At 62.5% G+C, this 12,988-nt stretch carries 14 protein-coding genes and 1 tRNA gene; 9 read left to right on the top strand and 6 right to left on the bottom strand.

What is annotated here, in order from left to right:
- Positions 1 to 3: 3 nt before the first annotated feature.
- The gene (locus tag NKJ64_RS19830) at positions 4 to 1,554 is read left to right on the top strand and encodes a SpoVR family protein (RefSeq protein ID WP_352443958.1); all 1,551 of its coding nucleotides are present in this window, start codon (positions 4 to 6) and stop codon (positions 1,552 to 1,554) included.
- A 40-nt stretch (positions 1,555 to 1,594) separates the two neighbouring features.
- On the opposite strand, the gene NKJ64_RS19825 is transcribed toward NKJ64_RS19830, so the two are convergent.
- The 3 genes from NKJ64_RS19825 to NKJ64_RS19815 are packed head-to-tail and all read right to left on the bottom strand — an operon-like array spanning position 1,595 to position 4,229.
- Positions 1,595 to 2,491 carry an HlyC/CorC family transporter gene (locus NKJ64_RS19825; protein ID WP_023711701.1) on the bottom strand — a complete coding sequence of 299 codons (897 nt, stop codon included), beginning with the start codon at positions 2,489 to 2,491 and terminating at the stop codon, positions 1,595 to 1,597.
- Entirely contained in the window at positions 2,488 to 3,621 is a 1,134-nt protein-coding gene (gene aroB, locus NKJ64_RS19820) for a 3-dehydroquinate synthase (RefSeq protein WP_352443959.1), read from the bottom strand. The genes NKJ64_RS19825 and aroB overlap by 4 nt, the downstream gene beginning before the upstream one ends.
- Positions 3,618 to 4,229 (bottom strand): shikimate kinase, encoded by a 612-nt coding sequence (locus NKJ64_RS19815; protein ID WP_023670667.1) that lies wholly within the window; start codon positions 4,227 to 4,229, stop codon positions 3,618 to 3,620. The genes aroB and NKJ64_RS19815 overlap by 4 nt, the downstream gene beginning before the upstream one ends.
- 171 nt (positions 4,230 to 4,400) lie before the next feature.
- Between NKJ64_RS19815 and NKJ64_RS19810 the strand changes: the two genes are divergently transcribed.
- The 5 genes from NKJ64_RS19810 to NKJ64_RS19790 all read left to right on the top strand — a co-directional run bounded on the left by NKJ64_RS19810 (position 4,401) and on the right by NKJ64_RS19790 (position 8,371).
- A complete protein-coding gene (locus NKJ64_RS19810; RefSeq protein WP_023670666.1) occupies positions 4,401 to 4,553 on the top strand; it encodes a hypothetical protein in 153 nt (50 codons plus the stop codon).
- 20 nt (positions 4,554 to 4,573) lie between these two features.
- Positions 4,574 to 5,485 (top strand): site-specific tyrosine recombinase XerD, encoded by a 912-nt coding sequence (locus NKJ64_RS19805; RefSeq protein WP_286439652.1) that lies wholly within the window; start codon positions 4,574 to 4,576, stop codon positions 5,483 to 5,485.
- 88 nt (positions 5,486 to 5,573) lie between these two features.
- Positions 5,574 to 6,524 carry an acetyl-CoA carboxylase carboxyltransferase subunit alpha gene (locus tag NKJ64_RS19800; protein WP_352463189.1) on the top strand — a complete coding sequence of 317 codons (951 nt, stop codon included), beginning with the start codon at positions 5,574 to 5,576 and terminating at the stop codon, positions 6,522 to 6,524.
- A gap of 234 nt (positions 6,525 to 6,758) precedes the next feature.
- Positions 6,759 to 8,054 carry a L,D-transpeptidase family protein gene (locus NKJ64_RS19795; protein ID WP_023714988.1) on the top strand — a complete coding sequence of 432 codons (1,296 nt, stop codon included), beginning with the start codon at positions 6,759 to 6,761 and terminating at the stop codon, positions 8,052 to 8,054.
- Between the two features lie 59 nt (positions 8,055 to 8,113).
- On the top strand, positions 8,114 to 8,371 hold the full coding sequence (locus NKJ64_RS19790; protein ID WP_352463188.1) for a sulfurtransferase TusA family protein: 258 nt from the start codon (positions 8,114 to 8,116) through the stop codon (positions 8,369 to 8,371).
- Positions 8,372 to 8,374: 3 nt separating this feature from the next.
- Here the strand turns inward: NKJ64_RS19790 and NKJ64_RS19785 are convergent, their stop codons facing one another.
- On the bottom strand, positions 8,375 to 9,469 hold the full coding sequence (locus NKJ64_RS19785) for a CobW family GTP-binding protein (RefSeq protein ID WP_352463187.1): 1,095 nt from the start codon (positions 9,467 to 9,469) through the stop codon (positions 8,375 to 8,377).
- 3 nt (positions 9,470 to 9,472) lie between these two features.
- Positions 9,473 to 10,651, bottom strand: a complete 1,179-nt coding sequence (locus NKJ64_RS19780; RefSeq protein WP_352463220.1) for a D-alanyl-D-alanine carboxypeptidase family protein — start codon at positions 10,649 to 10,651, stop codon at positions 9,473 to 9,475.
- A gap of 233 nt (positions 10,652 to 10,884) precedes the next feature.
- Between NKJ64_RS19780 and NKJ64_RS19775 the strand changes: the two genes are divergently transcribed.
- Both NKJ64_RS19775 and NKJ64_RS19770 read left to right on the top strand, forming a co-directional pair.
- The gene (locus NKJ64_RS19775; protein WP_352463186.1) at positions 10,885 to 12,048 is read left to right on the top strand and encodes a M20 aminoacylase family protein; all 1,164 of its coding nucleotides are present in this window, start codon (positions 10,885 to 10,887) and stop codon (positions 12,046 to 12,048) included.
- 106 nt (positions 12,049 to 12,154) lie between these two features.
- Positions 12,155 to 12,231: transfer RNA gene (locus tag NKJ64_RS19770), tRNA-Arg, on the top strand.
- Positions 12,232 to 12,508: 277 nt separating this feature from the next.
- Here NKJ64_RS19770 and NKJ64_RS19765 read toward each other — a convergent pair.
- A complete protein-coding gene (locus NKJ64_RS19765; protein ID WP_084634041.1) occupies positions 12,509 to 12,829 on the bottom strand; it encodes a pilus assembly protein TadE in 321 nt (106 codons plus the stop codon).
- On the opposite strand from NKJ64_RS19765, the gene NKJ64_RS19760 reads away from it, so the two are divergent.
- The coding region (locus NKJ64_RS19760; RefSeq protein WP_352463223.1) for a hypothetical protein at positions 12,792 to 12,988 on the top strand (197 nt) is incomplete at its 3' end. The genes NKJ64_RS19765 and NKJ64_RS19760 overlap by 38 nt on opposite strands.

Genomic DNA, 12,988 nt, shown 5'->3' with positions numbered 1-12,988 from the left:
GAGATGGTCAGGCGAGCCAACGAAACGAATTTGTTGTTTTCCGGTTCCGACTGGAATTTCGAGAAATTATCGCGGGCTTTTGAAGAGATCGAGGCGATCGCGGTCGACGAGTTGCATCTCGATACTTACCCGGTCCAGATGGAGATAATCTCCTCCCAGCAGATGCTCGACGCCTACTCATCTATCGGCATGCCACTGATGTATCGGCATTGGTCGTTCGGCAAACATTTCCTTCACCAGGAGCTTCTTTACCGTAAGGGTGGTCGGGGGCTGGCCTATGAACTGGTCATCAACTCCAATCCCTGCATCGTCTACCTCATGGAGGAAAACACCATGGCGTTGCAGGCCCTTGTGACGGCCCACGCGGCGCTTGGCCACAATCATTTCTTCAAGAACAATCATCTGTTTCAGCAATGGACCGACGCCGGGGCAATCCTGGGTTATCTGGACTTCGCCAAGGGCTACATCGCCCGGTGCGAGGAGCGGCACGGCCTTGCAGCAGTGGAGGCCATTCTCGATTCCGCCCATGCGCTGATGGAACAAGGGGTGTTCCGCTACCACCGGCCGCCAAAGCTCTCGTCGGAGCGACAGCGCGAAGGGCTTCGCGAGCGCCTCGAATACGAAGAGCGCTCCTACAACGATCTGTGGCGCACGCTGCCGCCGTCGCAGAACAAAAACAAGTCCGGCAATGAGGATCAAGGGATGGCGGAGCGCAAGAGATCGCTCAACCTGCCCGAGGAAAACCTCCTGTATTTCCTCGAGAAGAACAGCCTGATCCTGGAACCCTGGCAGCGCGAGATCATCAGGATCGTCCGCGTCATCGCGCAATATTTCTACCCGCAGCGACAGACTCAAGTGATGAATGAAGGCTGCGCCACCTTCGTGCATTATACGCTCATGAACATGCTATTCGATCGTGGCCGGATCGGCGAAGGTGCCATGCTCGAAATCCTGCGCAACCATTCGAACGTGATCTTCCAGCCGGCCTTTGACGATCCCCGGTTTTCAGGCATCAATCCCTATGCCCTCGGCCTCGACATGATGCAGGACATACAGCGCATTTCGACCGAGCCGACGGCGGAGGACCGCGACTGGTTCCCGGACATTGCAGGACATGGCAACTGGCGCGAGGTCCTGCTTGAGGCTTGGGCCAACCACCGCGATGAATCCTTTATCCGCCAGTATCTCAGCCCGAGCTTGATCCGAAAATGGCGGTTCTTCGTGCTTGGCGATGGAGCCGACCAACCGCATTTCGAAGTCGCCTCGATCCACAACGAACGTGGCTATCACAAGATACGCGCCCAGCTAGCCCACGGTTACGACCTTGGAGCGAATCGGCCGGACATCCAGGTGATTGATGTCGACCTGCTCGGCGACCGGCAGTTGCGGCTGCAACACAGGGTAAAGGATGGTGTTGTGCTCGAAGGGGCCAGCCGTGACGCGACGCTCCGCCATGTCCGCAGCCTCTGGGGCTACGAGGTCAGCCTGGTCGCAGTTGACGCTCAAACCGGTGCGACAATCCACGAACGGTCTACGAGCCAGATCGCGGCATAAGCTCGGCAAAGAGCGTCCTGTTGCGGGCCTGCTCGTTACCTCAGGCTTCGCCCGCCGGCCTGATCCTGATCCTTGCGATCCGGTTCTTGTCGCGCTTCATCACCACGAAGCGCTTGCCGTGGAAGGTGAAAGCCTGCTTTTCCTCGGGGATCGACTGCGTCTCGTGGATGACCAGGCCGGCAATGGTGGTCGCTTCCTCATCAGGCAGGTTCCAGTCGAGCGCCCGGTTGAGATCGCGGATCGGCACGGTGCCGTCGACGACCACGGAACCGTCCGCCTCCTGCTTGACGCCCTGAATGTCGACATCGTGCTCGTCGGCGATCTCGCCAACGATCTCCTCGATAATGTCCTCCAGCGTCACCAGCCCTTCGACCTCGCCATATTCGTCGACGACGATGGCGAAATGCGCCTTGGCGCGCAGGAAGGCGTTGAGCTGTTCCTGCAGCGTGGTGGTGTCGGGCACGAACCAAGGCTTCGAAGCGATCTTCATCACGTCGATCCGGGAAAAGTCGTTGCCGACCTCGTTCAGCGCTCGCAGCAGGTCCTTGGCGTGCAGCACGCCGACAATGTTGTCGAGAGAGCCTTTCCACAACGGCATGCGGGTGTGCGGGCTTTGCAGGATCTCGCGTACCACCGCTTCCGGCCCATTGTCGGCATTGACCGAGCGCATATTGGTGCGGTGGACCATGATGTCGGAGACTTCGAGCTCGGCGAGATCGAACAGCCCGCCGACGCGGTCGCGGTCCTCTCGCACCATCTGGCCGTCGCGGCGGAAATCGTCGACCGCGCCGCGCAACTCGTCCTGGGTCGAGCGCTGCGGCTCGATGCGCGACAACTCATAGCCGAACATGGCAAGCAGGCGCGTGCGCACGGCCAGGACCAGCAGGATGAGGATGGCAAGGAAGGCGACGACGGTCCAGCCGGGCTCGTTGATCATCGCGACCGGCTTTCCTGGCCCGGGTGGTTCTCCCTGAGGAACGAAAGCACTTCCGACGCCGGTACATCCTTGGCAATAAAAGCCTGGCCAACGCCGCGCGTCAGGATGAAGGTCAGCGCGCCGCGCGACACTTTCTTGTCCTGGGTGATGAAGCCAAGCAGCGCCTCGGCATCGGGCAACTCACCAGGGATGTCGGCCATCCGCCAGGGTAGACCGACGGCGCGAAGATGCGCCTCGACCCGCGCCGCGTCGTCCGGGCTGGCCAGATTGAGCCTTGCGGAAAAGCGGTGCGCCAGCGCCATGCCGATGGCGACGCCTTCGCCATGGACGAGGCGGGCGCCATCATACTGTGTGGCGCCTTCCAGCGCATGGCCGAACGTGTGGCCAAGATTGAGCAGTGCGCGGTCGCCGGTTTCGAACTCGTCGCGGGCGACGACATCGGCCTTGGCGCGGCAGGCCTCGGCAATCGCCTCCGCCCGTTCCGCACCACCGGCGAACACCTTTTCCCAGTTCGCTTCCAGCCAGGCGAAAAACGCCGGTCGGTCGATCAACCCGTATTTGGCAAGCTCGGCATAGCCGGCGCGAAATTCGCGGATCGGCAGCGTGTCGAGCACTTCGGTGTCTGCCAGCACCAGCTTCGGCTGATGGAAGACGCCGACCAGATTCTTGCCGCGCGGGCTGTTGATGCCGGTCTTCCCACCGACCGAGGAATCGACCTGCGCCAGCAGCGAGGTTGGAATCTGGACGAAATTCATGCCGCGGCGCACGATGCCGGCGGCAAAGCCGGTGAGGTCGCCGATGACGCCACCGCCGAGCGCAATGACGACATCGCCGCGCTCCAGCTTGGCGGCGAGCACGCCGTCGACCACCTCTTCGAGATGGGCAAAGCTCTTGGTCTTTTCGCCGGCCGGCAAAGTGATGACGGCAGGCTGGATGCCGCGTGTTTCCAGACCGGCCTTCAGCGCGTCGAGATGTGCCGCCGCGACATTATCGTCCGTGACCACCGCCGCTCTCGTGCCGGGCAGGCGGCGCGAAATCTCGGCGCCGGCGCGCGCCAAAAGGCCGGGGCCGATCAGGATGTCATAGGCACGCTCGCCAAGGCCGACCTCTACAGTGACCGGTTCGCTCACAGCCGCACCTCGCCCGGCGCAGTCGGAGCCGGAATGCCGAAATGCCCGCACAGCGCGTCGACAACCTCGGTCGCAATGACCTCCTTGCGGTCGTCGCGTGTCGGCACGGTGATGTTGGACGTGGCATAGACCGGGTAGCGCTCGCCCATCAGTCGCTCGAGCACGGCGCGCGGATCGGCGCTTTTGAGCAACGGCCGGTTCTGCTTCTTGGACACGCGTTCCATCAATAGGTCGATCTCGGCCTTCAGCCACACCGACACGCCATGCCCGGCGATCGCTTCCCGCGTCTGCGCATTCATGAACGCGCCGCCGCCGGTCGACAGCACCTGCGGCCCACTCTCCAGCACGCGCAGGATGACGCGCTGCTCCAATGCCCGGAATTCGGTCTCGCCATAGCGTTCGAACAGTTCCGGCACCGTCATGCGCGACACGGTTTCGATCTCCTGGTCGCTGTCGACGAAGGGCAGCGACAGCATCGTCGCCACCTTGCGGCCGATCGCCGTCTTGCCGGCGCCCATCAGGCCGACAAAGACGATCGAGCGGCTTCCCAGCCTGTCGAGCAGCGCGGCATGGCTATCGCCGGGAGGATTTGCTGGTAACGCGTTCATGAGACCATGCTGTTTCTAAGCCGTCTTTGCCGGCGTATCGACATCAAAAGCCCGTTTGCGTCAAGCATAGCGCCTTTCGCACGCAGAGCCCTTCGTCCTTGAATTGACGGAATTAGCGTCCCATAAGGACACGGGCTTGGAATCGCAGAGCAAGAAGACGGGCGAAGATTGATGCCGACACTGTTCCGCTTTGTCGTGACGATGATGATTCTTGCCGGCATTGCCTATGGTACGATGGTGGCGCTGGCGATGTTCGTCGAGCCGAAAAAAGCCGAAATCACCGTGCGCATCCCACCGGAAAAGCTGAACCCCAAGAAAAACTGACCCAAACTGACCCCTGGAACATGAACAGCGCGGCTCGCATCGAAGCCTTTCTCGAGATGATGAGCGCCGAACGCGGTGCCGCTGCAAACACGCTGTCTTCCTACCGCCGTGATCTCGAAGACGCATCGCAGCAGATTGCCGGCGGGCTTGCCGCTGCCGCCGCAGCCGACATCCGCGCCTATCTCGACGATATCGCGGCGCGCGGCTTTGCGTCGACGTCGCAGGCGCGCAAACTGTCGGCGATCCGCCAGTTCTTCAAGTTTCTCTACGCCGAGGGCTTGCGCGGCGACGACCCGACCGGCACGCTGGACAGTCCGAAAAAGGGCCGGCCGCTGCCCAAGACGATGAGCGAGGCCGATACCGGTCGGCTGCTCGACCGTGCGGCGCTTGAGACAGGCGATGGCGTCAATGGCGACCGGGTGGCGGCACTGCGCCTGCACGCTTTGGTCGAGGTGCTCTATGCCACCGGCCTGCGCGTCTCCGAACTTGTCGGCCTGCCGGTGACCGTCGCCCAGCGCGACGACCGCTTCTTCATGGTGCGCGGCAAGGGCGACAAGGAGCGCATGGTGCCGCTGTCGGCCAAGGCCCGCATGGCAATGCGGGCATGGCTCACGGCCCGGGCGTCGGTGCCGGCTTTCGCCGACAGCCCGTTTCTGTTCCCGGCCGCCGGCGACAGCGGCTTTCTCTCCCGGCAGGTCTTTGCCCGCGATCTCAAAGGCCTTGCCGCGCGAGCCGGCATATCGGCGGCGAAAATATCGCCGCATGTGCTGCGCCATGCTTTTGCCAGCCATCTCCTGCAGAACGGCGCCGATCTCAGGGCGGTGCAGCAGCTGCTCGGCCACGCCGATATCTCGACCACGCAGATTTACACGCATGTGCTGGAAGAGCGGCTGGTGCGTCTGGTCAACGATCATCATCCGCTTGCCGACTAGGCCTCATATCGCTATGTGAGGGCAACGTGCCCGCGCGGAGCCTACGTCTGCGCGATGTTTGCCTTCCGACGCATCGGTCCGCTCAAGAATGTACAATTACCTCGATTTCGAAAAGCCGGTGCAGGACCTTGAACTCAAGATCCTCGAGCTGAAGAAGCTTGCCGAGAATGGCGAGGCGGTCGATGTCGGCGACGAAATCAGCCGGCTCGAGAAGCGCGTGCGCGACGCGCTGCGCGACATCTACAAGGCGCTGACGCCGTGGCAGAAGGTGCAGGTCGCGCGCCACACCGACAGGCCGCATTGCCTCGACTACATCAAGGGCCTGTTCAGCGATTTCACGCCGCTCGCCGGCGACCGCAATTTCGGCGAGGACCAGGCGATCATCGGCGGCTTCGCTCGCTTCCGCGGCGAACCGGTGGCCGTCATCGGCCAGGAAAAGGGCTCCGACACGGCGAGCCGGCTCAAGCACAATTTCGGCTCGGTGCGTCCTGAAGGCTACCGCAAGGCCGTGCGGCTGATGGAACTTGCCGACCGCTTCCGGATTCCACTTCTGACGCTGGTCGACACCGCCGGCGCCTACCCCGGCGTTGGCGCCGAGGAACGCGGCCAGGCTGAAGCCATCGCCCGCTCAACCTCGGCCTGCCTCGGCCTCAAAGTGCCATCGATTTCGGTCGTCATCGGCGAAGGCGGTTCGGGCGGCGCCATCGCGATCGCCACCGCCAACCGCGTCTACATGCTGGAACACGCCATCTATTCGGTGATCTCGCCGGAAGGCGCTGCCTCGATCCTGTGGCGCGACACGACGCGCTCGAAAGATGCGGCGACCAACATGAAGATCACCGCCCAGGACCTTCTGGAAATGAAGATCATCGACGCCATCATTGCCGAGCCGCTCGGCGGCGCCCAGCGCGCGCCCGAAACGGTGATCGCCGCCACCGGCGACCTCATCGCCAAGACGATGAAGGATTTTGCCGGCGCCAACACCGATTTTCGCGAACAGCGCCGCGAAAAATACCTGGCGATGGGCCGCAGCCTCTGATTTTGGCCGGCAGCGCACCGCAATGTGGCGTCAAGGAGCAATTTCGCCACAAAAATGCCGCCGCATTCGGCTCAATAAAAAATCCATGACACCGGGCGAATTGCCGTGGGGGGCGCCGTCCGACGCTTGCGGTAAGGAATTTTCAAGGTTAACGGGCTTAGGGTCCGTCAGTGTTCAGCATGCAGGCCCGGGCGCTATCCGGCCGTGCCGCGAGAAAAAGACATAGCCGTATCCATGTTTACCAAGCTTGCCCGCACTGGACTTCTGATCGCCGCGCTTGGCGTTGCCGGCTGCAACGATTCCTCTATGAAGAATTTTGCGCCGGAAGCCAGCAAACCGCTGCCGGACAAGATCCTGGCCGACATGAAGGCCAAGGGCATGATCCGCACCTCGTCGGTGATGGCTCGCATCTTCAAGGAAGAAGGCAAGCTCGAAATCTGGAAGGCCAAGACCACCGGCCGCTACGAGATGGTCGCCAGCTACGACATCTGCAAATGGTCGGGCAAGCTCGGCCCGAAATACACCGAGGGCGACCGCCAGGCGCCGGAAGGTTTCTATACGGTCCGCCCGTCGCAGATGAATCCGCGCTCGAACTATCACCTGTCCTTCAACATCGGCTATCCCAACGCCTATGACCGTGCCAATGGCCGCACCGGCGCCAATCTGATGGTGCACGGCGCCTGCTCGTCGTCGGGCTGTTATTCGATGACCGATCCGCAGATCGAGCAGATCTACGCTTTTGGTCGCGATGCCTTCCAGGGCGGCCAGACCGAGTTCCAGATCCAGGCCTTCCCATTCCGCATGACCGCCGCCAACATGGCGCGTTACCGCAACGACCCGAACTATGAGTTCTGGAAGATGCTGAAGGTCGGTTACGACAATTTCGAGATCACCAAGGTGCCGCCGAAAGTCGATGTCTGCGACAAGCGCTATGTCTTCAACCAGGTGGCGCCCGAGGGCACGACATTCGATCCGACCGGCGCCTGCCCGGCGACCACGCAGCCGGATTCGCTGAAGAGCGCACTCAACGCCTATCAAAGCAGCTATGACGCGGCCTTCACCGGCGCGGTCAAAGCCAGCGTGCCGGCGCCCAAGCCGACCATTGCCGGCATCAAGGAAGCCGCCATCGTTTCCGAATGGTCGAAGCGCCGCGCCCGGGGCGAGCGCGTGCCGATCGAACCGCCGTCGCTGAATTCCGACGGCACGCTGACCGAGACGGCGCGCATGGGCCGCATCGATTCGCCCGCCGGCCGCAAGATGGCGGCGCTGGACGCAGAGAAGGAAGCCAAGCGCAAGGCCGAGGAACAGCGGGTTGCTGCCATCGAGGCTGCGAAAGCCGCCAAGGCCCAGGCACTGGCTGAAAAGCAAGCCGCAAAGGCCCAAGCGCTGGCCGAAAAGGAAGCAGCCAAGCAGGCCCCCCAGCAGCCGGTCGCCACTGCGAGCGTCGAGGCGGCGCCTGCAGAACCGCCGGCGGACGAAAGCCGGATGTCGAAGATCAAGAACAAGCTGCTAGGCATGTTCGGCGGCTGAGGTTTTCGCCTTGCCGATGCATGCCGCCCAAAAGTGCGCAGCGGTTTTGGGACAAAGACATGCATGAAAACAAACAAACAAATCACACCGCAATCTATGACCTCAAGGGCCTGAACTGCCCCCTGCCCGTTCTCAAGGCGAAAAAACGCCTGGCGGCAATGCAGCCGGGCAGCCGGCTTTGGCTGGAGACCACCGACCCGCTGGCGGTCATCGACATCCCCGCCTTTTGCGCCGACGCTGGTCACCAACTGGTTGAAACGTCAGCCGTCAGCGGCGGCCACCGCTTCCTGGTCGAACGCGGCGCAGAGCGAGCCTGAGAATCAGCCCCCGGCTATCGCCAGCGGATTGCTCTCCAGCGCCGCGCGATCCGGCGTGTCGATCGACGGCCGGTTGGTGAAAGCGGAAAACAGCCGGCGCACATAATCTTCCGGCATATCGAGCGTGATCAGCACCAGCCTGGTGCCGCGTTGGCCGTCCGACCAGGCCAGTAGCCGCGCCGGCGGATGCAGGATCTTCTGTACCCCGTGGACGACAAGCGGCCGCGACGGGTCCTCCGCAAGCTCGATGACGCCCTTCATCCGCAAAAGCTTGTCGCCATGCGCAGAACGCAGCAGGTCGAGGAACATCTCGATCGCCGAAAACGGCACCGGGCCGTCATGGACCAGCGAGTAGGAGCGCACGCGGGAATCGTGGTGGTGCTCATGCTCGCCGTGATCATGATGATGATGGTGGTGCTCATGGGCGGCTTCTTCGCCGAGCCAGCGCCGGACATCGGCGGATTTGGTCGCCGGATTGTAGAGGCCGCAGTCGAACAGAGCCGCGACGCCGGTTCGGCCGTCGCCGGCGTCCAGCACCACGGCGCCTGGATTGAGCTGATGGAGTCGCGTTCGCAAAGCATCGACGTCGCCGGGATCGCTGGCCAGATCGACCTTGGTCAGCACGATGCGATCGGCGACCGCCACCTGCTTGACCGCCTCGACATGGCCGTCGAGCGTCGCATTGCCGTTGACCGCGTCGACCAGCGTGATGACGCCATCAAGTCGGAAGGCCTGCACAAGGGCGGGATGCGCCATGATCGACTGCAGCACCGGCGCCGGATCGGCGAGCCCGGTGGTTTCGACGACGACGCGGGCGAGGCGGGCGATACGGCCCGTCTGCAGCCGGTCGACGAGGTCAGCCAGCGTGTCGACCAGTTCGCCGCGCACCGTGCAGCATAGACACCCGTCGGACAGCTGGATGATGCCGTCCGAGGCCTGCTCGACCAGAAGGTGGTCGATCGCCACCTCACCGAATTCGTTGATGATGACGGCCGTGTCGACCAGTGCCGGATCTTTGAGCAGCCGGTTGAGCAATGTCGTCTTGCCGGCGCCGAGGAAGCCGGTGACCACCGTGACGGGTATCGGAAAGCCAGCCATCGCCTAGTTCGCGGCTTTGACCAGCTGGTCGCCCTGCACCGCGGTTGCCTGGCCCCCCACGGCCGGTTCGGCGCCCTTTGGCGCCGGAATGTCTGGCCGCCAGCTCGGCAGCGGCACATCGGCGAATTCCTGGCCGCCCTGGTCGAGCATCGCCTTCGGCGCCGGCCCGGTGGCGCCGCCGAGGCCCACGGCAACCAGCGTCGGCACGTGGTCGAGCTTTTCCTGATAGGGCGATTTCGGCACGTCGGCGCCCTTCGCGGCCACCGGCGGAGCCGCCTCGGACTGCTCGTGCGGCGCCTTCTTCCTGCAGATCTCATCATGCATGTCGTTGGGTGACATGGTATCGCCATAGGAAGGCATGGCCGCGACCGTGAGCCAGTTCGGGTCGGGCATGGCAAAGCCCTGGTCAAGCAGCCTGGCGGCGGTCTCGGCACGGCTGATCGCCGATTTTTCGCCGAGCACGACCGCGACCAGCGTGCGGCCATTGCGTGTCGCCGAGCCGATCATGTTGAAGCCCGAGGGACAGACGAACCCGGTTTTCATGCCGTCGGCGCCGGGATAGCGCCCGATCAAGAGATTGTAGTTGGAGATCGCCTTCTTGCCGACGGCAAGGCCTTCGATCGAGAACCAGGGGGCGTATTGCGGGAATTCCTTGCGGATCGCCATCACCAGCAGGGCAAGATCGCGCGCCGTCGTGTACTGCTCCGGCGAAAACAGGCCGTTCGGATTGACGAAATGCGTTCCGGTCATGCCAAGCCGCGCCGCCTCCGCATTCATGCGAACGGCGAATCCGGCCTGCGAGCCGCCTATGTTTTCGCCGATGGCCATGGCGATATCGTTGGCCGATTTGACCAGCATCATCTTCAACGCATTGTCGAGCCGCATCACCGAGCCCGGCTTGAAGCCCATCTTGCTCGGCGGTTCGCCCGCCGAATGCTTGGTCACCTTGATCGGTGAATCGAGCTGGACCTCGCCGGCGGCAATCGCCCGGAAGGTGACATAGGCGGTCATCAGCTTGCTCAGCGAAGCGGGATACCAGCGCTTGAAGGCGTCCTGGTGCTGCAGAACCTTGCCGCTGTTGAGGTCGAACAGGATCACCGGATTGGCCAAAGCTGGCCCAGCCAGCATAGGTAGCGCCAAGCCGCCCGTTAGCAGTAATTTGAGGATATGGCTGTGCCGCATCATGGAATCCGAAATCGCCTCTTGCCGTAGTCGCCCCTGGCTCCGTAAGATTTCGTTACGCGATGGCCAGCATGACCTGATCCGGCCCTCAATTTCCGGATCACATTGTCTGGGGTGCTATTTACCCTATGTGACGCCAAGATGGCAAAGTGCCAAGATGGCAACAAGCATGGCAATCACAATTGCAATCAAGCAGGCCAGATCGTCTGCTCCAACAGCGAGATGGAACCATTATGCCGATTCTCAACCGCGCCGCCGAGATGCAGGATGAAGTTGCCGGCTGGCGACGCCATCTGCACCAAACGCCAGAACTGAATTTTGATGTCTTCAAGACCGCCGCCTTCGTCACCGAGAAGCTGAAGGAATTCGGCTGCGACGACGTGGTGACGGGCCTCGGCAAGACCGGCGTCGTCGGCATCATCCATGGCCGCAAGGGGCAAGGCGCGACCATCGGCTTGCGCGCCGACATGGATGCGCTGCCGATCAACGAGATCACCGGCAAGCCCTATGCCTCGACCGTTCCCGGCAAAATGCACGCCTGCGGCCATGACGGCCATACGGCGATGCTTTTGGGCGCCGCCAAATATCTGACCGAAACGCGCAATTTCGCCGGTTCGGTCGCGGTTATCTTCCAGCCGGCCGAAGAGGGCGGCGGCGGCGGCAACGAGATGGTCAAGGACGGCATGATGGAGCGTTTCGACATTTCGCGCGTCTTTGGCATGCACAACATGCCGGGCCTGCCGGTGGGCCAGTTCGCCATCCGGCCGGGCCCGATCATGGCGGCGACCGCCGAGTTCACCATCACCGTGAAGGGCCGCGGCGGCCATGCGGCGATGCCGCACGGCACGATCGACCCGATCGTCATCACCAGCCAGTTGGTCGGCGCCCTTCAGACGGTCGCTTCGCGCAGCACCGATCCGGTCGAGGCGGTGGTGGTTTCGGTGACGAAGTTCCACGCCGGCGACGCCTACAACGTCATTCCCGAGACCGCCGAGATTGCCGGCACGGTGCGCACACTGAAGAAAGAGATCGCCAAGAAGTCGGAAGAGCGCATCCGCACCATCTGCGAAGGAATAGCCACCGCCTTCGGCGCGACGATCACTGTCGACTATGACGCCAACTATCCCGTGACCTTCAATCATCCGGAAGAAACGGTCTTTGCCGGCGATGTCGCGGCACATGTCGCCGGCGACACCCAGGTCCACCGCGCCATCCAGCCGGTGATGGGCGGCGAAGACTTCTCCTACATGCTGGAAGCCCGACCTGGCGCCTTCATCTTCATCGGCAATGGCGAGACCGCCGGCCTCCATCATCCGGCCTACGACTTCAACGACGAAGTCATACCGCACGGCATGAGCTACTGGGTGAAACTGGCCGAAACGGCGCTGGCAGCCTGACCTGCCCCGACGAAAGGCCGGCCGATTAGCCTTCGGCCGGCCTCTTCATTGCCTTCGGCGAGCCTCTTGGCGAAACGATCGGAAGCGGCTATGTGTCGGGCCGCGTGGTCCCGTAGCTCAGTAGGATAGAGCGGCAGATTCCTAATCTGTAGGTCACAGGTTCGATTCCTGTCGGGATCACCAGCAAGATCAAAGGCTTGGTGACTGAGATAGCCTGTCGGCATGTTGCAGCACTGATGGACTGGTTTTCGGTGATTTTCACGGACGCGACCAAGCAAGCAGCCTGACTTTAGTTCCATAGAAAAGTCCATCCCTGAGGTCTCAGGAGCGAGCTTTAAGCATCTACAGCCGCGAAGAGAATCGACCTCTTGCAAGTACAATTCCAGATCGAGCGATGGTTCCCAGTCGATCCGTTACGGTCTGAGTTCGGCGCCGCCAACTCAACCAAGCCGGCCGTATCCTAGCTGGCAACCAGGGGCACCGTGACGGTCGTGGCGTAATTTATCGGATACTGGTCGAAATACGGGAAAGCGATGACGAAGGCATAGCTGGCGGTCAGATGCGCCATCTTGAAACCGCCGCTGGCAGGGTCAGTCGCGATCGTCACAATGACGTTCTTCAGACCCAGGTTCACCAATTTCTGCGTGGCGATGGCCTGGATGTCGCTCTGCGAAAGCGTGTTGTTCAGCTGCAGCGCCCGGGAAGAGGTTTCCAGTGTATAGCGGACGGTCGACACGGCATTCATGGCCCAGCCGAAGGCGAAGATTCCGAACAAAAGCATCACCAGGAAAGGCGCGATCAAGGCGAATTCCAGCCCGGCTGCGCCGGAGCAGTCACGGCGCCACCTGGATCCGGTCCTTTCAGCGGACACGGATCACCTGCTGATGACTGATCGCGCGCGGGTCCGGGAAGACACCGAAGTTAAACGGGGGCACCCAGG

This window comes from Mesorhizobium sp. M0062, from assembly GCF_040323125.1.
Taxonomy (GTDB): domain Bacteria; phylum Pseudomonadota; class Alphaproteobacteria; order Rhizobiales; family Rhizobiaceae; genus Mesorhizobium.
The sequence above is the reverse complement of the archived record's forward strand: the minus strand, read 5'-3'. Positions and strand labels throughout refer to the sequence as shown.

Excerpts from the sequence above, each read along its gene's own strand:
- NKJ64_RS19780 (WP_352463220.1), bottom strand. The coding sequence starts at position 10,651 with ATGCGGCACAGCCATATCCTCAAATTACTGCTAACGGGCGGCTTGGCG.
- NKJ64_RS19800 (WP_352463189.1), top strand. The coding sequence starts at position 5,574 with ATGTACAATTACCTCGATTTCGAAAAGCCGGTGCAGGACCTTGAACTC.
- NKJ64_RS19825 (WP_023711701.1), bottom strand. The coding sequence starts at position 2,491 with ATGATCAACGAGCCCGGCTGGACCGTCGTCGCCTTCCTTGCCATCCTC.
- NKJ64_RS19790 (WP_352463188.1), top strand. The coding sequence starts at position 8,114 with ATGCATGAAAACAAACAAACAAATCACACCGCAATCTATGACCTCAAG.
- NKJ64_RS19795 (WP_023714988.1), top strand. The coding sequence starts at position 6,759 with ATGTTTACCAAGCTTGCCCGCACTGGACTTCTGATCGCCGCGCTTGGC.
- NKJ64_RS19830 (WP_352443958.1), top strand. The coding sequence starts at position 4 with ATGGTCAGGCGAGCCAACGAAACGAATTTGTTGTTTTCCGGTTCCGAC.
- NKJ64_RS19815 (WP_023670667.1), bottom strand. The coding sequence starts at position 4,229 with ATGAACGCGTTACCAGCAAATCCTCCCGGCGATAGCCATGCCGCGCTG.
- NKJ64_RS19775 (WP_352463186.1), top strand. The coding sequence starts at position 10,885 with ATGCCGATTCTCAACCGCGCCGCCGAGATGCAGGATGAAGTTGCCGGC.
- NKJ64_RS19805 (WP_286439652.1), top strand. The coding sequence starts at position 4,574 with ATGAACAGCGCGGCTCGCATCGAAGCCTTTCTCGAGATGATGAGCGCC.
- NKJ64_RS19785 (WP_352463187.1), bottom strand. The coding sequence starts at position 9,469 with ATGGCTGGCTTTCCGATACCCGTCACGGTGGTCACCGGCTTCCTCGGC.
- NKJ64_RS19810 (WP_023670666.1), top strand. The coding sequence starts at position 4,401 with ATGCCGACACTGTTCCGCTTTGTCGTGACGATGATGATTCTTGCCGGC.
- NKJ64_RS19765 (WP_084634041.1), bottom strand. The coding sequence starts at position 12,829 with ATGCTTTTGTTCGGAATCTTCGCCTTCGGCTGGGCCATGAATGCCGTG.